The 19,555-nt window shown below is 73.0% G+C and carries 18 protein-coding genes and 1 riboswitch; of the genes, 4 read left to right on the forward strand and 14 right to left on the reverse strand.

Translation table 11 applies throughout. The features are described 5' to 3' along the window. Positions 1–3: 3 nt before the first annotated feature. The 6 genes from ACIQAK_RS01585 to ACIQAK_RS01610 form a co-directional block, all read right to left on the reverse strand. Positions 4–756, reverse strand: coding sequence for an endonuclease/exonuclease/phosphatase family protein (locus ACIQAK_RS01585; protein WP_366388308.1), 753 nt, complete (start codon positions 754–756; stop codon positions 4–6). A 78-nt stretch (positions 757–834) separates the two neighbouring features. After that, positions 835–1,776 carry an ROK family glucokinase gene (locus ACIQAK_RS01590; RefSeq protein ID WP_366388307.1) on the reverse strand — a complete coding sequence of 314 codons (942 nt, stop codon included), beginning with the start codon at positions 1,774–1,776 and terminating at the stop codon, positions 835–837. A gap of 119 nt (positions 1,777–1,895) precedes the next feature. Further along, positions 1,896–2,375 (reverse strand): DUF5304 domain-containing protein, encoded by a 480-nt coding sequence (locus ACIQAK_RS01595; protein WP_366388306.1) that lies wholly within the window; start codon positions 2,373–2,375, stop codon positions 1,896–1,898. 111 nt (positions 2,376–2,486) lie between these two features. Then, positions 2,487–3,680, reverse strand: a complete 1,194-nt coding sequence (locus ACIQAK_RS01600; RefSeq protein ID WP_366388305.1) for an ArsA-related P-loop ATPase — start codon at positions 3,678–3,680, stop codon at positions 2,487–2,489. A gap of 5 nt (positions 3,681–3,685) precedes the next feature. Beyond that, positions 3,686–4,135 (reverse strand): SRPBCC family protein, encoded by a 450-nt coding sequence (locus ACIQAK_RS01605; protein ID WP_366388304.1) that lies wholly within the window; start codon positions 4,133–4,135, stop codon positions 3,686–3,688. A gap of 109 nt (positions 4,136–4,244) precedes the next feature. Continuing rightward, positions 4,245–5,054 carry a metallophosphoesterase gene (locus tag ACIQAK_RS01610; protein WP_366388303.1) on the reverse strand — a complete coding sequence of 270 codons (810 nt, stop codon included), beginning with the start codon at positions 5,052–5,054 and terminating at the stop codon, positions 4,245–4,247. A gap of 281 nt (positions 5,055–5,335) precedes the next feature. On the opposite strand from ACIQAK_RS01610, the gene ACIQAK_RS01615 reads away from it, so the two are divergent. After that, complete coding sequence (locus tag ACIQAK_RS01615; protein ID WP_366388302.1) at positions 5,336–7,132, forward strand: AMP-binding protein; 1,797 nt, start codon at positions 5,336–5,338, stop codon at positions 7,130–7,132. Positions 7,133–7,233: 101 nt separating this feature from the next. On the opposite strand, the gene ACIQAK_RS01620 is transcribed toward ACIQAK_RS01615, so the two are convergent. Continuing rightward, the gene (locus ACIQAK_RS01620) at positions 7,234–8,376 is read right to left on the reverse strand and encodes a glycosyltransferase family 4 protein (protein ID WP_366388301.1); all 1,143 of its coding nucleotides are present in this window, start codon (positions 8,374–8,376) and stop codon (positions 7,234–7,236) included. A gap of 168 nt (positions 8,377–8,544) precedes the next feature. On the opposite strand from ACIQAK_RS01620, the gene ACIQAK_RS01625 reads away from it, so the two are divergent. Further along, the gene (locus ACIQAK_RS01625; protein ID WP_366388300.1) at positions 8,545–9,801 is read left to right on the forward strand and encodes a glycosyltransferase family 87 protein; all 1,257 of its coding nucleotides are present in this window, start codon (positions 8,545–8,547) and stop codon (positions 9,799–9,801) included. On the opposite strand, the gene ACIQAK_RS01630 is transcribed toward ACIQAK_RS01625, so the two are convergent. The 5 genes from ACIQAK_RS01630 to ACIQAK_RS01650 form a co-directional block, all read right to left on the reverse strand. After that, the gene (locus ACIQAK_RS01630) at positions 9,777–11,042 is read right to left on the reverse strand and encodes a hypothetical protein (protein WP_366388299.1); all 1,266 of its coding nucleotides are present in this window, start codon (positions 11,040–11,042) and stop codon (positions 9,777–9,779) included. The genes ACIQAK_RS01625 and ACIQAK_RS01630 overlap by 25 nt on opposite strands. A 16-nt stretch (positions 11,043–11,058) precedes the next feature. Then, positions 11,059–12,087, reverse strand: coding sequence for a C40 family peptidase (locus ACIQAK_RS01635; protein WP_366388298.1), 1,029 nt, complete (start codon positions 12,085–12,087; stop codon positions 11,059–11,061). Between the two features lie 254 nt (positions 12,088–12,341). Next, positions 12,342–13,367 (reverse strand): NlpC/P60 family protein, encoded by a 1,026-nt coding sequence (locus tag ACIQAK_RS01640; RefSeq protein ID WP_366388297.1) that lies wholly within the window; start codon positions 13,365–13,367, stop codon positions 12,342–12,344. 292 nt (positions 13,368–13,659) lie between these two features. After that, positions 13,660–15,021 carry an NYN domain-containing protein gene (locus ACIQAK_RS01645; RefSeq protein ID WP_366388296.1) on the reverse strand — a complete coding sequence of 454 codons (1,362 nt, stop codon included), beginning with the start codon at positions 15,019–15,021 and terminating at the stop codon, positions 13,660–13,662. Between the two features lie 39 nt (positions 15,022–15,060). Next, positions 15,061–15,303 (reverse strand): hypothetical protein, encoded by a 243-nt coding sequence (locus tag ACIQAK_RS01650; RefSeq protein ID WP_366388295.1) that lies wholly within the window; start codon positions 15,301–15,303, stop codon positions 15,061–15,063. A gap of 190 nt (positions 15,304–15,493) precedes the next feature. Between ACIQAK_RS01650 and ACIQAK_RS01655 the strand changes: the two genes are divergently transcribed. Both ACIQAK_RS01655 and ACIQAK_RS01660 read left to right on the forward strand, forming a co-directional pair. Then, positions 15,494–16,246, forward strand: coding sequence for a rhomboid family intramembrane serine protease (locus ACIQAK_RS01655; protein ID WP_366388294.1), 753 nt, complete (start codon positions 15,494–15,496; stop codon positions 16,244–16,246). Continuing rightward, positions 16,243–16,524 carry an Lrp/AsnC family transcriptional regulator gene (locus ACIQAK_RS01660; RefSeq protein WP_007451244.1) on the forward strand — a complete coding sequence of 94 codons (282 nt, stop codon included), beginning with the start codon at positions 16,243–16,245 and terminating at the stop codon, positions 16,522–16,524. Before ACIQAK_RS01655 ends, ACIQAK_RS01660 begins: the two co-directional genes overlap by 4 nt. 73 nt (positions 16,525–16,597) lie before the next feature. Here the strand turns inward: ACIQAK_RS01660 and ACIQAK_RS01665 are convergent, their stop codons facing one another. Both ACIQAK_RS01665 and trpD read right to left on the reverse strand, forming a co-directional pair. Then, on the reverse strand, positions 16,598–17,977 hold the full coding sequence (locus tag ACIQAK_RS01665) for an aminotransferase class V-fold PLP-dependent enzyme (RefSeq protein WP_366388293.1): 1,380 nt from the start codon (positions 17,975–17,977) through the stop codon (positions 16,598–16,600). 191 nt (positions 17,978–18,168) lie between these two features. Further along, positions 18,169–18,286: riboswitch (SAM riboswitch) on the reverse strand. Between the two features lie 96 nt (positions 18,287–18,382). Continuing rightward, positions 18,383–19,447, reverse strand: coding sequence for an anthranilate phosphoribosyltransferase (trpD, locus tag ACIQAK_RS01670; RefSeq protein ID WP_366388292.1), 1,065 nt, complete (start codon positions 19,445–19,447; stop codon positions 18,383–18,385). Between the last annotated feature and the right edge of the window lie 108 nt (positions 19,448–19,555).

The raw sequence follows: 19,555 nt of genomic DNA on the forward strand, positions 1-19,555 counted from the left end.
CCCTCACCCCGTGGGGACCCTGAGGGCGGCCAGGACCGGCAGATGGTCGGTGGCCGCCCTCAGGTCCGCCTCGCTCACGCCGGGGAGCCCGGCGGGCACACCGCAGCCGAGCACCTCGATGCCCGGGGTGGCGAAGACCGCGTCGATGCGCCTTCGCGGGTCGTCGGGGGTGAAGGTGAGCTCGCCGCCCCACGGGGCGACCGCCCGGCAGTCCTGGAGGTGCCCGGCCAGATGCTGGAACGCCTTCCCGGTCGGTACGTCGTTGAGGTCGCCGCCCGCCACGGCGTGCTCCACCCCCATGGACGCCAGCTGTTCCAGCAGCAGGCCGGCCTGGGCGAGGCGTTCGTCGCGCTGGAGGCTCAGATGGCAGCTCAGCACCCCGAGCCGGGCGCCGCCGATCGTGACGACGGCGGTGGCGAAGCCCCTGCGGTGCAGGCCCGGGGTGAGCGGCAGCAGGACGTCCTCGGCGCGCTCGACGGAGGCCCGCAGCGAGCGCAGCAGCAGCGGCCCGGCGGCGGTGGCACCCCCGCCGAGGACCACCAGGCCACTGCTCTTGGCGAGCCTGGCCGCCGCCTTGCGCCAGCGGAAGAAGCGCGGCGCCTCCTGGACGAGGACGAGGTCGGGCGCGCAGGCGCGGATGACCCGGGCCAGGGCCGCGGTGTCGTCGCGCATCGACCGGACGTTGTAGCTCAGCACGCGGATGACGGCTGAACCGTCCGGCCCGGTACGGGAGTCGGGCAGTGGCGTCAGGACCATGCGGGCCACGATACGGCGGACGCCCGCCGCTGCCCCGGAGGGCGGCGACGGGCGTCCGTGCGTCGTACGACGGTGGGCTCAGCCCTGGCGGGCCAGGTCGGCGGCGCCCACGAGCCCTGCCTTGCCGCCGAGTTGGGCGGCCAGCACCTGGGCGTGCGGGCGCCACTCGCCGCCGATCAGCCAGCGCCGGAAGGACTTGCGGATCGGGTCGAGGACCAGCTCGCCCTCGTCCGACACGCCGCCGCCGACGATGAACGCGGACGGGTCGAACAGCGAGGCGAGGTCGGCCAGTCCGGCGCCGGCCCAGCGCGCCAGTTCGCGGAACGAGTCGGTCGCCACCAGGTCGCCCTGGCGGGCGGCCTGGCTGATGTGCTTGCCCTCGATGCCCTCCACCGTGCCGTCGCCGAGGCCGAGCAGTATGGCGGCGTTCTCGGGGGTGGCGTTGGCGCGCTGCTTCGCGTACCGGACCAGCGCGCGGCCGGAGGCGTACTGCTCCCAGCAGCCCTGGCTGCCGCAGCCGCAGAGCAGACCGTCCGGGACGACCCGGATGTGGCCGAACTCGGCGGCCACGCCGAAGCGTCCGCGGCGCAGCTTGTTGCCGATGATGATGCCGCCGCCGAGGCCGGTACCGAGCGTGATGCAGATGACGTCGTCGTGGCCCTGGCCGGCGCCGAAGCGGTACTCGCCCCAGGCGGCCGCGTTGGCGTCGTTCTCGACGACGACGGGCAGGCCGACGCGCTGTTCGACCTTGTCCTTGAGCGGCTCGTGGCGCCAGTTGATGTTGGGCGCGAACAGCACGGTGGCGCGCTTGTCGTCGACGTAACCGGCGGCGCCGATGCCGACGGCCTCCACGTCGTGTCCCTCGCTCGCCCCGGCCACCGCCGCGCAGATCGCGTCGACGATGCCTTCGGCCGTCGGGGGCGTCGCCACCTTGAACGTCGAGAGGATCCGGCCCTCTTCGTCGACCACTCCAGCCGCGATCTTCGTGCCGCCGATATCGACGCCGATGGTGAGTCCCATGAATCCCTCAGTTTCGGTCGAGCCCCGCTAGGGGCAACCGTACCCGAGGCAGGGCTCTGCCTGGCCGGGACCGGTCGGTCCCGGTAGATGTGGAGCGCGCTCCCGGCCGGTGTGCCGGGTCAGTCCAGGTCGATGCGTTCGGTGTCAGCGGGGCCGTCGTCGGGGCCCCGGTCGCGCGGGTCGGACGGGTCGTCGGCGGCCTTCGCCCAGGGGTCGGCCTTCGTGGCGTCGGCGGCGGTGCGGGTCCAGCGGCTCTCCTGGCCCTCCACGGCGGAGCGGTAGGCGGCCAGCAGCTCGTTGCCCGCGGCGGCGAGGTGGTCGAAGACCTGCGGGTTGCGCTCGATGACCGGCTCCACGGCCGACCTCGCCTGCCGGATGGCCTGCTGGACCGCGCCCTGGGCGGCGGTGCCGAGCAGCGGCGAGTGGAGCGAGGAGACCTTGTCGGCGACCGCGTCGACCAGCTTGCGCAGTTCCTCGGCTGCGGAGCCGGGCCGCGGGCCGTACTGGGCCCGGCGGCGGGCCTGCTCCGCCGCGAGGTCCTCGGCGCAGGCGTCGGCCCAGGCGTCGCCGTCTACGGGACGGTCGGTGGCTTCACTCATGGCGGACTCCTGCGACGCGGGGTGCCGGCTGGTGGCGGCGGGCCGGCGGGGACTCGTACCCCCGACGTTACCCGAACGGCCGCGGACCGTTCAGGAAGCGGGACACACGGGTCAGGAGGTGCGCGGCCAGAGCGCCGGGTCGGGTGCGAAGCGGACCCGCAGGACGCCGTCGGTCAGGGCCGCGCCCGCGACGGTGCAGCGGCGCAGGGCCGAGGCGACCCTGACGATGCGGTGGAACGGGCCGACGGTCAGGAGGAGTTCGTCGCCCCGGCGGACCAGGCGCAGGTCCTCCTTGGCCGCGCCGGGCAGCGGCAGGCACCAGGTCAGCCCGGACGGGCGGCCCTCCTCGCCCGGCTCCTCCTCGGTCCACCACGGGTCGTCCGCCCGGCCCGGCTCCCGGCCGTCCGGCGCGGGGACGGCGAGCGCGGCCAGGTCGTCGGCGGTCCGGGGGTCACGGCCCAGGTGGGCGGCCTCGTGGACGGGGACGTCCTGGGCCCACTCCTCGTGCCAGTGGCCCAGGCACTTCTCCTGCTGGGCGGCGAGCGCGGCGAACCAGGGGTCGGACGAGTGCCGGGGCAGCACCCGGGAGGCCACCAGCAGGTCGGCACGGAGCCCGTGCAGGGCGAGGCCGGTGCGGGCGGTGCGTAGGGCGTCCTCCGCGGCGGGCCCGGGCTCGGCGACCAGGCGGAGTGTGGTGGCGCCGTCCTCGACCAGGGCCTGGACGGCGGCCAGCTCCTCGTCCTTGCGGGCGGCGGCCTCGTACAGCCACTGCGCGGGCATCGGGACCCCGGCGAGCTGGGCGAGGACCGGGCGCAGGGCGCGGGCGGCCTGGCGTTCGGCGGGCAGCAGGCGGCGCAGGTAGCGGCGGAGCTGCTCGGGGAGGGCGAGCAGGGCGAGGGCTTCGCCGAGCGGCGGAAGGTCCACCACGAGGGTGTCGTAGCCGCCGGTGGACCAGTCGCCGGCGGCGGCCCGGTGCAGGGTGTGCAGGAGGGCCAGCTGCGGGGAACCGGGCAGTTCGGTGAGCTCCTCGCCGTCCAGCCGCCCGGCCCCGACCAGGTCCAGGACACCGGAGGCGCGCTGCTGGAGCTCGGTGAGTTCGGCGCGGAAGTGCTCCCCGGAGTCGATCCGGGCGTGGTCGAGGAGGCCGGTGACCGGGACCGGTTCCGTACCGTCGGGGAAGCCGGGTACGGACGCGGCGGAGACCAGGAGGGTGCGGCTGCCGCCGGCGGCCGAGGCCAGGGCGCTCGCCGCGGCGACGGTGGTACGGCCTGCGCCGCCGAGGCCGGTGACCAGGACCGTACGCATCGCTCTCAGCTCTGCGGGACGGACTCGACGCGCTTCTTCAGACCGGCGAGCGCGCGGTCGATGATGACCTTCTCGGCCTTGCGCTTGATCATGCCCAGGAGCGGGATCTTGACGTCGACGGCGAGCCGGTAGGTGACCTCGGTGCGGACGCCGCCGGCGAGTGGGGCGAGAGCGTACGTGCCGTCGAGGGAGCGCAGCATCTGGGACTTGACGAGGGTCCAGCTGACTTCCTCGTCGCCCAGCCAGGTGTACGACAGGACGTGGTCGTCCTTGATGGCTCCGGCGTCCAGGACGAGGCGGACCTGCTCGGCGCGGCCCCGGTCGTCCGTGGCCAGGACCTCGGCCTCCTTCACCTCGCCGGTCCACTGCGGGTAGCGGGCGAAGTCGGCGATCACCGCCATGACGTCGGCCGGTGCCGCCTCGATCGTGATGCTCGAGCTGGTGTGTTCAGCCATCGCCGTGGCCCTCCAGTGCGGTGTAACCGGTCGCGTTCGGCAGAAGCCTGCCGCTGTGCAGGCTATCGCGTGCCCACCGCGCTCCGGGCCACGCCCCGGACCCTTCCGGTCACCAGCTCAGCGCCCAGGGCGTCCCGCTGGAGGCGAAGTGGCCGACGTTGACGCACTCGGTGGTACCGATCCGCATCCGGCGGACCAACGGCTGGTGAACATGACCGAAAAGCGCGTACCGGGGGCGGGTGGTGCGGATGGCCTCCAGCAGGGCGGTGCTGCCGCGCTCGAAGCGGCGGGCGACGGTGTCGTACGTCAGCTCGGGGACCTCGGGCGGGATGTGCGAGCAGAGCACGTCGACCGGGCCGAGCGCCTCGACCTTGGCGGCGTACTCCTCGTCGCTGATCTCGTACGGGGTGTTCATCGGGGTCCGGAGGCCGCCGCCGACGAACCCGAAGACCCACCCGCCGATCTCCACCCGCTCACCGTCCAGCACGGTGGTGCCGGGGCGGGTGTACTCGGGCCACAGGTGCGGGACGTCGACATTGCCGTAGGTGGCGTACGTCGGGGTGGGGAAGGCGGCGAAGAGTTCGGCGTACTGCCTGCGTACCGCGCCGAGGATCTCGGCGTTGCGGTCGCGGCCCGCCCACAGCTCACGGCCGAAGGCGCGGGCCTCCTCGTAGCGGCGGGCGGTGCGCAGCGCGACGATGCGGTCGGCGTTCGCCTCACCGAACAGGTCGGGGAAGATGCCGCGCGAGTGGTCGGCGTAGTCGAGGAAGAGCACCAGGTCACCCAGGCACACCAGGGCGTCGGCACCGTCCCCGGCGCGGGCCAGGGCCTCGGTGTTGCCGTGCACATCGCTGACCACGTGGATCCGGGTGGCGCGCCGCGCGCCCGGCGCCGTCCCGCCCGCTTCGCTGCCTCGCATGCGGATCACCCTAAAGCGCCCCGCCCCCGCGCGGGTGGATCCGGCCGGACCTGCGGTTACTTCCAGGTGGTCGCGCCGGTGGACTACTGTGCGCGAAAGGGCCATTTATATGTGTGATGCATAAGACATCTGACCGGAACCCCCTATCGGGAACCTGGTACCGGTGGGTAACGTCCGGGCAGTCCAGTCGTGCTCACCCCACTGAGCACCCGCCGTTCTCGGACCGCAGCCGGTGCGTCACACAGAGCCGTGGCACCGGAGCCCGATGAGGAGCAGCAGTCTTGCGCGAGTTCAGCCTTCCGGCCCTGTACGAGGTCCCCACGGACGGCAATCTGACGGATCTCATCCGCCGCAACGCCGCTCAGCATCCCGACGTCGCGGTGATGAGCCGCAAGGTGGCCGGTGCCTGGAGCGACGTCAGTGCCACCCAGTTCCTGGCCGAGGTGAGAGCCGCCGCCAAAGGGCTGATCGCCTCGGGCGTGCAGCCCGGCGACCGGGTCGCCCTGATGTCGCGCACCCGTTTCGAGTGGGTGCTGCTGGACTTCGCGATCTGGAGCGCGGGCGCGGTGACCGTGCCGTTGTACGAGACCAGCTCCGCCGAGCAGGTGCAGTGGATCCTCGGTGACTCCGGTGCGGTGGCGGTGCTCGTGGAGAGCGACGCGCACACGGCGGCGGTGGCCTCCGTACGGGACGCGCTGCCGGACCTCGCGCACGTCTGGCAGATCGACGCGGGCGCGGTGAAGGCCCTGGGCGACGCGGGGGCCGAGGTCACCGACGAGACCCTGGACCTGCGGATGGTCAGCGCCAAGGCGGACGACCCGGCGACGATCGTCTACACCTCCGGCACCACGGGCCGCCCCAAGGGCTGTGTGCTCACCCACCGCAGCTTCTTCGCGGAGTGCGGCAACGTGGTGGAGCGGCTGAAGCCGCTGTTCCGCACGGGCGAGTGCTCGGTGCTGCTGTTCCTGCCCGCCGCGCATGTCTTCGGCCGGCTGGTCGAGGTGGCGTCGGTGATGGCGCCGATCAGGCTCGGCTGCGTCCCCGACATCAAGAACCTCACCGACGAGTTGGCCTCGTTCCGGCCCACGCTGATCCTCGGTGTGCCCCGGGTCTTCGAGAAGGTCTACAACGCGGCCCGCGCCAAGGCGCAGGCGGACGGCAAGGGCAAGATCTTCGATCGGGCCGCCGACACGGCGATCGCCTACAGCCGGGCGCTGAGCACCCCGCAGGGGCCCGCACTGGGGCTGAAGCTCAAGCACAAGCTCTTCGACAAGCTGGTCTTCGGCAAGCTCCGCGCGGTCCTCGGCGGCCGGGGCGAGTTCGCGATCTCCGGCGGCGCTCCGCTCGGCGAGCGGCTCGGCCACTTCTACCGGGGCATCGGCTTCACCGTCCTGGAGGGCTACGGCCTGACCGAGACCTGTGGGGCGACCGCGTTCAACCCGTGGGACCGGCAGAAGATCGGTACGGTCGGCCAGCCGCTGCCCGGCTCGGTGGTCCGGATCGCGGACGACGGTGAGGTGCTGCTCCACGGCGAGCACCTGTTCACCGGGTACTGGAAGAACGAGCCGGCGTCCGCCGAGGCGCTGGCCGACGGCTGGTTCCACACCGGGGACATCGGCACGCTCGACGAGGACGGCTACCTCGCGATCACCGGCCGCAAGAAGGAGATCATCGTGACGGCGGGCGGCAAGAACGTCGCCCCGGCGGTGATCGAGGACCGCATCCGCGCCCACGCCCTGGTCGCCGAGTGCATGGTGGTCGGCGACGGCCGCCCGTTCATCGGCGCGCTGGTCACCCTGGACGAGGAGTTCCTGGGCCGCTGGGCCGAGGAGCACGGCAAGCCGGTCGGCTCGACCGCCCTGTCGCTGCGCGAGGACGCGGAGCTGCTGGCGGAGGTGCAGCGGGCGGTGGACGACGGCAACGCGGCGGTCTCCAAGGCCGAGTCCGTACGCAAGTTCCGGATCCTGCCGGCCCAGTTCACCGAGGAGGCGGGCCACATCACGCCGTCGCTGAAGCTGAAGCGGAACGTGGTGGCGAAGGACTTCGTGGACGAGGTGGAGTCGATCTACCGCGCCTGACCCGTACGTACGCCGAAGAGGCCCGCGCTTTTCCTGGCGCGGGCCCCTTCGGTGTGCGGCGCGGGGCGGCGGACGTCGGCACGGGACCCGCCTCCCCCTGCTCACAGCAGCGTCTTGAGCCGCTCCGCCAGCAGGTCCCAGCGCCACTTCTCCTCGACCCAGGCGCGCCCCCGCTCCCCCATCCGCTGCCGCAGCTCCGGGTCGCCGAGCAGCGTCACGATCCGGTCCGCCGCCTCCTCGGCGCTGCCGCCGCGCACCACCCACCCGGTCTCGCCGTCGAGCACCGCGTCCGGGGCGCCGCCCGAGTCCCCGGCCACCACCGGCAGCCCGGTCGCGGACGCCTCCAGGTAGACGATCCCGAGCCCCTCCACGTCGAGCCCCCCGCGCCGGGTCCGGCACGGCATGGCGAAGACGTCCCCGGCCCCGTAGTGCGCGGGCAGCTCCGCCCACGGCACGGGTCCGGCGAACCGCACCGAGTCCTGCACCCCGGTCTCCGCCGCGAGCCGCTCCAGGTCCTTCGCGTACGGGCCGCCGCCGACGATCAGCAGCACCGCGTCCGGGACCTGCGCCAGGATCGCGGGCATGGCCAGGATCAGCGTGTCCTGGCCCTTGCGCGGCACGAGACGCGAGACGCAGACGACGACCGGGCGGTTGGAGAGTCCCAGGCGGGCGCGGACCCGGTCGCCGCCGGAGGCCGGGTGGAAGGTCTTCTCGTCGACGCCCGGCGGCAGTTGCACCATGCGGGCGGCCGCGTCCGGGGTGAGGGCGGCGGCGATCCGGGAGCGGGTGTACTCACCCAGATAGGTGATCGTGTCCGTGCCCTCCCCGATCCGGCGCAGCAGCTGCCGGGAGGCGGGCAGCTGGGCCCACCCGGCCTCGTGTCCGTGGGTGGTGGCCACCAGGCGCCGGGCGCCCGCGCGGCGCAGCGCGGGGGCCATCAGGCCGAGCGGGGCGGCGGCGCCGAACCAGACGGAGGTGCAGCCGTGTGTCCGCAGCAGGGCGGTGGCCCGCCGGGTGACGCGCGGGGTCGGCAGCAGCATCGTCGTCCGGTCGCGGACCACGGTGAAGGGCTGCTCGGCGTCGAAGGCGGCGGTGGCCGCCGTACCCTCCTCGCCGCGCTTCCAGGTGGAGGCGTAGACGACGACCCGGTCGGGGTCCAGGCGGAGCGCCATGTTGTGCAGGAACGCCTGGATGCCACCGGGGCGGGGCGGGAAGTCGTTGGTCACGATCAAGGTCTTGTCCATCGCGGCTGACAGTACCGAACGGCCGCGCTTCACCGCCCACGCCCTCACCCCCCGGCATCATGGGCCGCCGGAACCAGGCCGAAAAAGGTCTGATCGGTCTGAATCATGCTGAATCAGTCTTGAGCGGGCCGGATCAGGCTGGAGCAGCCGGAGACGATGAGGGCGGCGATGACGGGACGACGGGCACCCATCGGCGGACGACTGCTGCCGTACGCGGCCTGGGCGCTGACCCGGGCCGCGCTGCTGCTCTGTGTGTTCCACGTGCTCACCGTGCCGGGCCCCGACGTCACGGTGGACGTGTCGGTGATCTACCGGGGCTGGTACGAGGTGCTGCTCACCGGCACCTACCCGCTGCACGACGTCACCTGGCAGTACCCGCCCGGCGCGGCGCTGGCGATCCTCTCCCCCGCCCTGCTGCCGTTCTGGGAGTACGCGAGCGCCTTCTTCGTGCTGGTGCTGTTCTGCGACGCGCTGGTGCTGAGGCTGCTGCTGTACGCGGGGCGGCGGCCGGGGATGAGGGCGGCGGGTGCCTGGGGGTGGATCGCGGGGGTGCCGCTGCTGGGGCCGACCGTGTACGCCCGCTACGACCTGATGGTGACGGCGGTCGCGGTGGCGGCCCTGCTGGCGGGGGTGCGCCGTCCCCGGGTGCTGGGAGCGCTGGCCGCGTTCGGGGGGCTGCTGAAGGTGTGGCCGGCGCTGGTGCTGGTGGGGGTGGCGCGGGGAAGGCCGACCCGGGTGGCCTGGGGGGCGGCGGCGCTGACGGCGGCCGGTCTCGCCCTGGGCTTCGCGCTGTGGATGCCGGGGGCGTTCGCGTTCCTGGCCTTCCAGCGGGACCGGGGTACCGAGATCGAGTCGCTGGGGGCGCTGTACTTCCACATCGCGCGGCACTTCGGCTGGGCGGGGCGGGTGGAGCTGCACTACGGCTCGATGGAGTTCCTCGGCCCGCACGTGGAGCTGGCCTCCAGGCTGGCGCTGGGGCTCGCCGTGCTGGCGCTGGGCTGGCTGCTGGTGTGGCGGCTGCGGGCCCGTATGTTCGCCGCCCACACCCCGGCGCAGGCCGCGTTCACCGCGGTGCTGCTGTTCACCACGACGAGCCGGGTGATCAGCCCGCAGTACGTGGTGTGGCTGGTCGGGCTCGCGGCGGTCTGCCTGGCGTTCCGGGGCGGGGGGATGGTCCGGCCCGCCGTGCTGGTGCTGGTCGCGGCCGGGGTGACGGTGCTGGAGTTCCCGGTCGGCTTCGGTCAGGTGGTGGCGAGCGAGGCGTGGGGCGTGACGCTCCTTCTCGTACGGAACGGTCTGCTGGTGGCGGCCTCGCTGATCGCCGCGCGCCGGCTGTGGCGGGAGACGGTGCCGGGGCGCGGGTCCGGGGAGAGCGCCGAGGCGCGTCCGGCGTGCGGGGGTCAGCCGAGCCGGTCGCTCAAGTAGTCGCGCCAGTCGGCGGTGAACTCCTCGGGCGTCGTGCCGAGCACCGACCCCATCGCCCGCTCCACCGCACCGTCCCGCCCGGGGTGGGCCCCCACGGCCGTGTAGAAGGCGGTCAGCTTCTCCTTGCCCCACCGCTCCGCGATGAGCTCGCAGGCCATCCAGGCGCTCTCGTAGGCCCGGGCGAGCCTGGCGGGGTCGCCGTCGAAGCCGAAGTCCTGGTCGTCGGGGAGTTCGGCGGGTACGTCACCCTTGCGGACCGCGCCCGCCAGCTCGGGCGCGATGAGGTCGGGGGTGCGGTCCTCGCCCCGGTAGGCGGCCCAGTCGGCGAGCCCCTCGGAGAGCCAGACCGGGGTGGCCGTGGAGGTACTGGTCCGGGTGGCGACATGGGCCGTCTCATGGGTCAGGACGACCCGCTGGCCGATGCTGCCGAGTGAGGCGTACGCCTGCGGGTTGACGATCACCCGGTCCGCGAGCGCCGGACGCTTCCCGGTGGCGCCGGCCTCGCCGGTGGTGACGGCGGCGATCCCCCGGTAGCTGGTGTCCGGCGAGCCCAGCAGCCCCGCCATGGACTCCACGGAGGCCGGGACGAGGACGACCACCCGTCCGGCCCAGGGGTGCGGCCAGGCGTCCGATACGGCCGGGACGGCGAGGTCCACGGTGTCCGCGACCTGGCGCAGCTCCTCCTCGGGCCGTCCGACGCCCAGGACGAGGCTGCGGGCACCCCGGACGACCTGCACCTCTCCCTGGTGCCAGAGCTGGTCGGAGGCGCCCTTGGCGGGCCGGTCGGCGCTGACGTACCACCGCTCGCCCTCCCGCGTCAGCTCCAGGGCGCGGCGGGTGGCGATCGGCGCGGTGTCGTACCCGGCGATCCGGTAGCGCAGCTCGACCTCGGCGGTGGCCCGGTCGCCGTCCTGCTCAGGGGTGCCCTTCACCTCGTACGTCCACGACTTCAGGGGTACGTCGGCGAGGTTGGCGAGCTCCGTGCGCTGGGCGGCCCGCAGCTTCGCGGCACCGGGGGCGAGGGTGTCGAGGTAGCCCGCCGGGTCCCGGGCGAGGACGGCGGCGGCGCGGCGCTCCAGGGTGGCGTCGATCCCGCGGACGGTGAGGGAGGTGGCGGCATCCCGATGGCCCGCGGGCGCCACGCAGGCGGAGGCGGTCAGCAGGGCGGCGAGCACCAGGCCCGCCGCGCGCCGACACCGCCGAGGGCGTCTGCCTCGCGCACCACGTCCTCGTACGGCCACCCTGCCGATCGTACGGTCAGATCCGGGTGACCGAGGAGACGGGCATCATGCCGACGGGGTCGTAGCGGATCGGGGCGCCCGGGTAGGGGGCGTGGATGACCTGGCCGTTGCCCACGTACATGCCGATGTGGCTGGCGTCCGCGCGGTAGGCGACCAGGTCGCCGGGCCGGGCCTGGGAGAGGGGCACCATGCGGCCCGCGTACCGCTGGGCCTGCGAGGTGCGGGGCAGGCTCACCCCGGCCTGGGCGTAGGCCCACTGCATGAGCCCGGAGCAGTCGAAGCCGGAGGGCCCGTTGGCGCCCCACACGTACGGCTTGCCGAGCGCTTGGCGGACCGCGGCCACGGCGGACATCGCCCGGGCCGAACCGGGGGCGACGCCGGAGAGGTCGGGGGCGTCGTCGCGGCCGGAGCGGGAGACCCGGTCGAAGGAGGCGCGGTCCTTGGCCGGCAGCGAGTTCAGCAGCTCCCGGGCCTGGCGGAGCCTGGCCTCGACGGCACGTTTGTGGCGGGTGACGGCGGCCCGGTTCCGCTCCAGCTCGGTGAGGGCGCGGGAGGCCTCGGCGCGGATCTGGGCGACCTTGCGCTGGGCGTGACGGAGCTTGTCCAGGGTCAGCGCCTGGCGCGCGCCGGCCCGGTCGAGGGCGGCGGCCCGCTCCAGGTAGGTGTCCGGGTCGGAGGAGAGCAGCAGGGCGAGCGTCGGGTCGATGGCACCGGTGCGGTACTGGGCGCCCGCCATCGCACCGAGCGCGTTGCGCATCCGGTTGATGGACTCCTGGCCGCGGGCCGCCGCGTCCTGGGCCCGGTCCGCCCGGCCGCGCAGTCGCTCCACGCGCTCACCGGCCTCGTTGTACAGCTCGGTGGCCCGCTCGGCCTCGCCGTAGAGCCGGTCGACGGCCGCCTTGGCGCTCTCCCGGGTGTCCTGCGGGTCGGCGCTCGCCGGGGCCCCGGTCAGGGTCGCGGCCGCGGTGGCGGCGGCCGCCGAGACGACCGTGGCGCGGACGCTCCGATTGAGGCCGGACTGTGTGGGACGGCGATGGGACACCACAGGAAGCCGCACTCCCTTCCGCTGACGCAGTTGACGCGGTTACGCGCGGTCCCTGCCGCCCGGGACGGGCGGACCGGTGAGCGGGAGCCGCGCAGCAGCCAGACAGTAATCGGACGACTACGCGCGGGCCAAAGACCTCGCCGGTGGCGGATGAGGCGGGATACGCCGCTGCCCCGCCGGTGACCTCGGTCTCCGGGCGGGGCAGGGCGTCAGCGTGGGGTGCGGCGATTCCCTCGTTCGGGCGCGCCGTGGCGTCAGACGCGGACGCCGAACTGGAAGGTGCCCATGTAGTCCATGGACTCGTAGCGGACCACGGTGCCCGGCTTCGGGGCGTGCAGGATCTGGTTGTTGCCGGCGTAGAAGCCGACGTGCGACAGGCCGTTGAAGAAGACCAGGTCGCCCGGCTTGAGCTGGCTGCGGCCGATCTTCACCCCGTCGTTCTGCTGGGTGTACGTGGTCCGGGTGATGGAGACGCCGGCCTGGGCGAAGGCCCACTGGGTCAGCCCGGAGCAGTCGTAGGAGTTGGGGCCCGAGCCGCCGGAGACGTACGGCTTGCCGAGCTGGGTGGCGGCGGCGGCGAGGGCGGCCGCGCCGCGGTTGGACGCGGGGGCCTCGTTGCCGAGCTCGACCCGCTCGTTGGAGGCGCGGCTGGCGCGGTTCTCCTCCTCCTGGATCTTCGCCCGCTCGGTGGCGGTCAGGCTGTTGAGCAGCCGCTGGGCGTCGGCCAGCTTGCCCTGGTACTTCTTCTTGTTCTCGCCGAGCGCCTTGCGGACGTCGGCGAGGTCGCCGAGCTTGTCCTGGGCCTCCTGGCGCTGCTGGGCGAGGGTGCGCTGCTTGGCCTGGATCTTCTGCAGCGACTCCGTCTGCTTGACCGTCAGCTGGTCGAGCGCGGAGGCCTGGTCGAGGAAGCTGTCCGGGTCCGAGGCGAGGAAGAGGGCGACCGAGGGGTCGATACCGCCGGAGCGGTACTGCGCGGTGGCGATCGAACCCAGCTCGCCGCGCAGGCTGTTGAGCTCGTCCTGGCCGCGGGCGACCTTGTCCTGCAGCGCGTCGACCTGCTTCTTGAGCTTGTCCTGCTGCTCCTTGGCCCCGTTGTACTTCTCGGTGGCCGCCTCGGCCTCGTGGTAGAGCTTGTCGACCTTCGCCTTGACCTCGCTCTTGCTCGGCTTGGGGTCGGCGTGGGCGGCCTGGGAGGACAGGGCCACGGCCGCGGCGGCGGTCGCGGTGAGCACGGTCACGCGGCTGCGGCTCGGCTGCTTGGGACGACGGTGGGACGCCACGAAGGCGAGCTCCTTCTTCCTCAGAGCCGCCTACCGGGCTTGTGGGGGAACGAATCCCCGGCTCCGTGCTCTCACGGACTCGGCGGTTCCTTCGCCGTCACCCCTAATGGGTGATCAACCGTGCGAAGGTTCGAAGGCTGACCCTAGTGACCATCTTGTGATCAGTTCAAATCCTCACAGGATTTTTCTTGTCACACCAGGCACTTCTTTACTCTCACCGCACCACGTGTAGCGGCGACTTGACGGTACGTTCCCAGGAATCCGGCATGCCACACATGTCGCACATCTGTTTCTAGACGCGCGAAAGGCGCTTCAGGAGCAAGATGGACGCGACAGGCCGGGCCCCGGCCTTGGCCACCCCGTCCGCCACCTCGCGGTCGGTGGAGACGACGACCACGGGCCGCCCCGGCGGTTCCGCGCGGGCCAGTTGACGGATCAGCTCGTCCGCGGTGACGCCCGCCTTGCTGAACAGCACCCGCACCCCACGCGGTGGGGCGAGCAGCACCGGAGCGGCCAGTTCGGCCCCGTCGAAGACACAGGTCATCTCGGCTCCGGTCTGGGCGGCGAGCACCGAGAGGCCGCCCAGCAGCCGCAACCGCTGCTTCTCCAGCGGCATCTGGGGATAGCCGGTCTTGGTGACGTTGTAGCCGTCCACGATGAGATGCGCCTGCGGCAGGGCCAGCAACTGGTCGAGCAGCGCCGGATCGGTGTCCGAAAGGGCTCTGGCGGCAATGTCCTTGGGCGACATCCGGCCCGGTTCCACCGCGTCGACGGTGTCGGCGGGGTGGGTGGTCACCGGGGGCAGGGCCAGCTCGCGCCGGAGCCCGGAGGCCGCGTCCAGCACGGTGTCCAGCAGCAGCCGCAGCCGCATGTCCTCCATCGAGCGCCCCTCACGGGAGGCCTTGCGGCCCGCCTCCAGGGCCGCCTCGGCCTCGCCGAGCCTGCCCTTGAGCCGACGCGACTCGCTCTCGGCCGCGGAGAGCTGGGCGGCCGCCTCGGCCCGCTGGGCATCCGCCTCGGCGGCGCCGCGGCGCAGGGCGGCCTCGCCTCGCTTCACCTCGCTCAGCGCGGAGCGGAGCTTGCGGTGCAGCGACTCGGACTCCTTGCGGGCCGCGTCCAGCTCGGCGCGCAGCCGCTCGGTCTCGCCGCGGGTGTGGGCGCGCGCCCGCTCCAGCTCCTGGCGCAGCTGCACCAGTTCGCGCCGGGTCTCCTCGTCCACCCGCTCCGCGTCGGCGCGCTGGACCTCCTCACCGGCCGCCTCGACCAGCTTGACCCAGCCCGTCGGGCGCAGCACATAGGCGGCGGCGGCCACATCGACGGGGTCGGCGGCCGCGGGCGGCGAACCCGCCTCCAGCGCACCGGCCAGCTCCGGCTGGGTCTGGCTCAGCCGCTCACCGATCCGCTGCCGGAAGAGGGGGTCGCCCTCCAGGGCCGCGGCCATCGCGTTCCCGGCGAACTTGGCCCGCCGGGTGGGGGTGAACCGGGCATACTGCCGCAGCTGGGCGGGGAGTTCGGCGACGGTCAGGCCGCCGAAGGCGTCCGAGACCAGCGCGACGACCCGCCGCCGTACGCCTTCGGGCAGCGGGCGGTCGAGCGCCTCTGCACCGCCGTCGGCCGCACCGGCCGGTTCGGCGCCGCTGGTCGGCTGATCCACCGTCCGTCACCCCATAGATATGTCTGTCGGTGCGCTCCCTCAGGAGGGGGCACCCGGCCTGTCCACCAGTTCGATCTGGTCCACCGCGTTGCACCAGCGACAGCGGACCGACTCGATGGTCTCATTGACCACCTCCCGCTCCTCGACACCGGACTCACCGGCCAGGTCGAGATGCACGTACTCCACGACCTTGGAGGACCGCGTCACGTCGAAGCGCGTGAGATTGCCGCACAGGGTGCAGCGCCAGCGGGTCCCGTCGGTCGGCAGGGGAACCGTCGTCATCGTTGCGTCCTCTTTCGTCGTCGGAGCGCGCGGCGGGCGCGCCGCCGTGTCGCTTCCTGTCCTACGTCAAGGATCTCGCGGTGCGCCGTCGAACTGCGGAAGTCCTGGCGTAACCCTACGGCCTCGCGTATAGGCATCGGCACGGCGAGGCGCCCCGTCCGGTTCTCCACCGGTACGTCATGCTCTGTACATGATCGACGGGCGGCAGTTCGACCGGCGGGCCACGGCCGGAAGGGTCCGGGAGCGGACGGCGGGCTGGGCGCCGGTGACGTACGGGCTGATCGCCCTGTGCTGCGTGATCTTCCTGATCGGTCCGCTCTCGGGGTTCGGTGGCGCCTCCTACGGGAGCCAGGACGCGCTGCTCGCCGCGCAGGCCGGGTACTTCGAGCGGTGGGGGGTCATCCCGGCCGAGCTGTGGGAGGGCTCGCCCCGCGCCCTGCTCACCCCGTTCACCGCACTGTTCCTGCACGGCAGCTGGCTGCACCTGCTGGGCAACCTGCTCTTCCTGTACGTGTTCGGGGCGATGGCCGAGGAGCGGATGGGCCGGGCGCAGTTCGCCCTCTTCTACGTGGGGTGCGGCTATGTGGCGCTGGTCTGCTACGCGGCGGTGCACGCGGACTCGGGGCAGACGCTGGTCGGCGCCTCCGGCGCGATCTCGGCGGTGCTCGGCGCGTTCCTGTACCTGTTCCCCAGGGCCCGGGTGACCAGCCTGTTCCCGTTCCTCTTCTTCCTGCCGCTGCGCTTCCCCGCCTGGATCGTGCTGGTCTTCTGGTTCGGGCTCCAGTGGGCGGCCGCGCAGGCGGCGGACGCCGGGCCGGGGGTGGCGTATCTGGCGCACGTGGCGGGGTTCGCCGCGGGGTTCCTGTACGCCTGGGGGCGCTACCGGGGTGGGACTAGAGTGAAGGTTCCAGCCACGGCCACCGAGGGAGACAGCCAGCCGTGATCACCGCGATCGTGCTCATCAAGACCAGCGTGGACCGGATTCCGGAGATCGCCGAGGCCATCGCCGCGCTGGACAGTGTCAGCGAGGTCTTCTCCGTCACCGGCACCTACGACCTGATCGCCATGGTCCGGGTCGCCAAGCACGACGACCTCGCCGATGTCATCCCCGGCCGGATCAGCAAGATCCCCGGTGTCGAGGGCACCGACACCCACGTGGCGTTCCGCACGTACTCCCAGCACGACCTGGAAGCGGCGTTCGCCATCGGCCTCGACGCGTAGGAACCGGACAGCACCTCGGCCGGGGACGGGCGGCGCGCCCGTCCCCGGCCGAGGTGTTTTCCTGGGGTCGTTTTCAGATCCGGGCGGCCTCGCCCCGGTCCGGGACGCAACGGCCGTCCTCGGTGCGGTACTTCCACTGGGCGCCCTCCTGGACCAGCTCGGTGACCGCGCGCAGGAAGCGGTCGATGTGCTCGTCCGGCGTACCGGCGCCGAAGCTGACCCGGATGGCGTTCAGGGACCTCTCGCCCGGCTCGGCCTCCGGGGCGCCGCACTCGCCCGGGTCCTGCGGGTCGCTGCCGAGGAGGGTGCGCACCAGCGGGTGGGCGCAGAAGAGGCCGTCGCGGACGCCGATGCCGTACTCGGCGGAGAGGGCGGCGGCGAAATGCGAGCTGTTCCAGCCGCGCACCACGAAGGAGATCACGCCGACCCGGGGCGCGTCGTCCCCGAAGAGCGAGAGCACCTGGACCTCGGGTACCTCGGCCAGCCCCGCGCGGACCCGGCTCACCAGCTCCTGCTCCCGGGCGACCAGGGAGTCGAAGCCCGCCTCGGTGAGGGCCTGGCAGGCTGAGGCGATGGAGTAGACACCGATCACGTTGGGCGAACCGGCCTCGTGGCGGGCGGCCGTGGTGTGCCAGTCGACGTCCACGCCGCCGTCGGCGCGCCGGGCGACCTTGCGGGACGCGCCGCCGCCGGCGAGGTACGGCTCGGCCGCCTGGAGCCAGTCGGCGCGGCCGGCGAGGACCCCGGAGCCGAAGGGCGCGTACAGCTTGTGGCCGGAGAACGCGACCCAGTCGACGTCCAGTTCGGCGATGTCCACGGGGTGGTGCGGGGCGAGCTGGGCGGCGTCCAGGACGATCCGGGCGCCGTGCGCGTGGGCGGCGGCGGCCAGCTCCTTGACCGGCCACAGCTCGCCGGTCACGTTGGAGGCGCCGGTGACGCAGACCAGGGCGGGACCGTAGGGGTCGCGGCCGGCTAGCGCCCGCTCCAGGGATTCCACGGCCCGGGCCGGGGTGCGGGGCGCGTCGAGGTAGGAGACCTGAGCGTCGCGCCAGGGCAGCAGGGAGGCGTGGTGCTCGGTCTCGTACACGAACACCTGGCAGTCGGCGGGGATCGCGGCGGCCAGCAGGTTGAGGGAGTCGGTCGTCGAGCGGGTGAAGACCACCTGGTCGTCCGCGCGGCAGCCGAGGAACTCCGCCACCGTGCGGCGACTGTTCTCGAAGAGGTCGGTGGAGAGCTGCGAGAGGTATCCGGCACCGCGGTGGACGCTGCCGTAGTACGGGGCGTAAGCGGCGACATCGTCCCAGACCCGCTGGAGGGCCGGGGCACTGGCGGCGTAGTCGAGTGCGGCGTAGGTGACTTCACCGCCGGTGACGAGCGGAACGGTGACATCCTGCCCCAGAACGGGCAGAGGGGCACAAACCGACGAGTCGATGACAGCGGTGGAGACAGACATGGCGAACTCCCGTAGAAGGCAGGCGAAATCCGGCGCCGGCGGGTACGCGGCAGCGCAGGAGAAGAAGGAAAGAGGGTGCGCGGAAGGGCGATCGGGCCCATGGGCCCGGAAGGCCCTAACGCATTCGCTTGCTCACAAGAGGCTCCCTAGGGACCAGGACCCCGGGGGCTGGCATCCGCTGGATGCCGAGGGGCCCGCGCTTGCCGCAGACCTCGCTGCCTACGGCCTGGTCTTCACCCGGGGCACCCCGCCACGGACGGAGGGTTGCCGGACAGCGGGCCGGGGCCGTAGTCGCTGTCACTCATGACCTGCGCAGCATCTTGCCATATGTATGCGGAGGCGCAAGGGCGCAGTCCGGCATCCGGACTGCGCCCCGCGTCACACTGCGTACGCCGGGAACTTCGTTCAGGCGTTGCTGGCCGCGATCCAGCGCTCCAGGGCGCGCTTGGCGGCGCCGGAGTCGATGGACTCGGCCGCCACCGCGATCTTCGCCGCGATCTGCTCGGTCAGCGTGCCCGGGCCCGGGTCGAGCGCGACCAGCGCCGCCGCCGAGTTGAGCAGCACCGCCTCGCGTACCGCGCCGCCCTCGCCGTCCAGCAGGCGGCGGGCGACATCCGCGTTGTACGAGGCGTCGGCGCCGCGCAGCGCCTCGACGGGGACGATCGGCAGCCCGACGTCGCGCGGGTCGAAGGGCTCCTCGCGCACCGTGCCCTCGCGGACCACCCAGACCCGTGAGGTGGCGGTGGTGGTCAGCTCGTCGAGCCCGTCGTCCCCGCGGAAGACCAGCGCCGAGTTGCCCCGCTCCGCGAGCACGCCCGCGACGATGGGCGCCATCCTGACGTCGGCGACGCCGACGGCCTGGGCGCGCACCTGGGCGGGGTTGGTGAGGGGGCCCAGGATGTTGAACGTGGTCTGCGCGCCGAGCTCCCGGCGGGCCTTGGCGGCGTACCGCAGGGCGGGGTGGAACTTCACGGCGAAGCAGAAGGTGATGCCCGCCGCCTCGGCGACCTCGACCACCCGCTGGGGGGTCAGCTCCAGGTTGACGCCGAGCTTCTCCAGGACGTCGGAGGAGCCGCTCGCCGAGGACGCGGCCCGGTTGCCGTGCTTGACGACCTTCGCGCCGGTCCCGGCGATGACGATCGCGGACATGGTCGAGATGTTGACCGTCCTGGCGAGGTCGCCGCCGGTGCCGACGATGTCGACGGTGCGGCCCGGCACGTGGATGGTGTTGGCGTGCGCGTACATCGCGCGCACCAGGCCGGTGACCTCCTCGACGGTCTCGCCCTTGGCCCGCAGCGCGACCGCGAAGCCGGCGATCTGCGCGTCGGTCGCCTCGCCGCTCATGATGCGGTCCATCGCCCAGGCGGTTTCCTCGGCGGAGAGGTTCTCGCCGCGCAGCAGGGGGTTCAGCAGGCCGGGCCAGGAACGGTCCGCCACGCTGTCGCCGCCGCTCGGGGTCCAGACGTTCATGGTCCGCTCCAGGGAGTCCACAGCCGGTTAAGAGACGGCTCCACCCTATCCAGCCGCCGGGACCGCGAAGAGCCCCGTCCATCGGATGGACGGGGCTCCTGCTGTGGC

The organism is Streptomyces sp. NPDC088706 (genome assembly GCF_044752765.1).
Lineage (GTDB): Bacteria > Actinomycetota > Actinomycetes > Streptomycetales > Streptomycetaceae > Streptomyces.

What these genes read in the sequence shown, in the direction of transcription:
- ACIQAK_RS01585 (WP_366388308.1), bottom strand. Translation starts at nt 756, where the DNA reads ATGGTCCTGACGCCACTGCCCGACTCCCGTACCGGGCCGGACGGTTCA.
- ACIQAK_RS01590 (WP_366388307.1), bottom strand. Translation starts at nt 1,776, where the DNA reads ATGGGACTCACCATCGGCGTCGATATCGGCGGCACGAAGATCGCGGCT.
- ACIQAK_RS01595 (WP_366388306.1), bottom strand. Translation starts at nt 2,375, where the DNA reads ATGAGTGAAGCCACCGACCGTCCCGTAGACGGCGACGCCTGGGCCGAC.
- ACIQAK_RS01600 (WP_366388305.1), bottom strand. Translation starts at nt 3,680, where the DNA reads ATGCGTACGGTCCTGGTCACCGGCCTCGGCGGCGCAGGCCGTACCACC.
- ACIQAK_RS01605 (WP_366388304.1), bottom strand. Translation starts at nt 4,135, where the DNA reads ATGGCTGAACACACCAGCTCGAGCATCACGATCGAGGCGGCACCGGCC.
- ACIQAK_RS01610 (WP_366388303.1), bottom strand. Translation starts at nt 5,054, where the DNA reads ATGCGAGGCAGCGAAGCGGGCGGGACGGCGCCGGGCGCGCGGCGCGCC.
- ACIQAK_RS01620 (WP_366388301.1), bottom strand. Translation starts at nt 8,376, where the DNA reads ATGGACAAGACCTTGATCGTGACCAACGACTTCCCGCCCCGCCCCGGT.
- ACIQAK_RS01625 (WP_366388300.1), top strand. Translation starts at nt 8,545, where the DNA reads ATGACGGGACGACGGGCACCCATCGGCGGACGACTGCTGCCGTACGCG.
- ACIQAK_RS01650 (WP_366388295.1), bottom strand. Translation starts at nt 15,303, where the DNA reads ATGACGACGGTTCCCCTGCCGACCGACGGGACCCGCTGGCGCTGCACC.
- ACIQAK_RS01655 (WP_366388294.1), top strand. Translation starts at nt 15,494, where the DNA reads ATGATCGACGGGCGGCAGTTCGACCGGCGGGCCACGGCCGGAAGGGTC.
- ACIQAK_RS01665 (WP_366388293.1), bottom strand. Translation starts at nt 17,977, where the DNA reads ATGTCTGTCTCCACCGCTGTCATCGACTCGTCGGTTTGTGCCCCTCTG.
- trpD (WP_366388292.1), bottom strand. Translation starts at nt 19,447, where the DNA reads ATGAACGTCTGGACCCCGAGCGGCGGCGACAGCGTGGCGGACCGTTCC.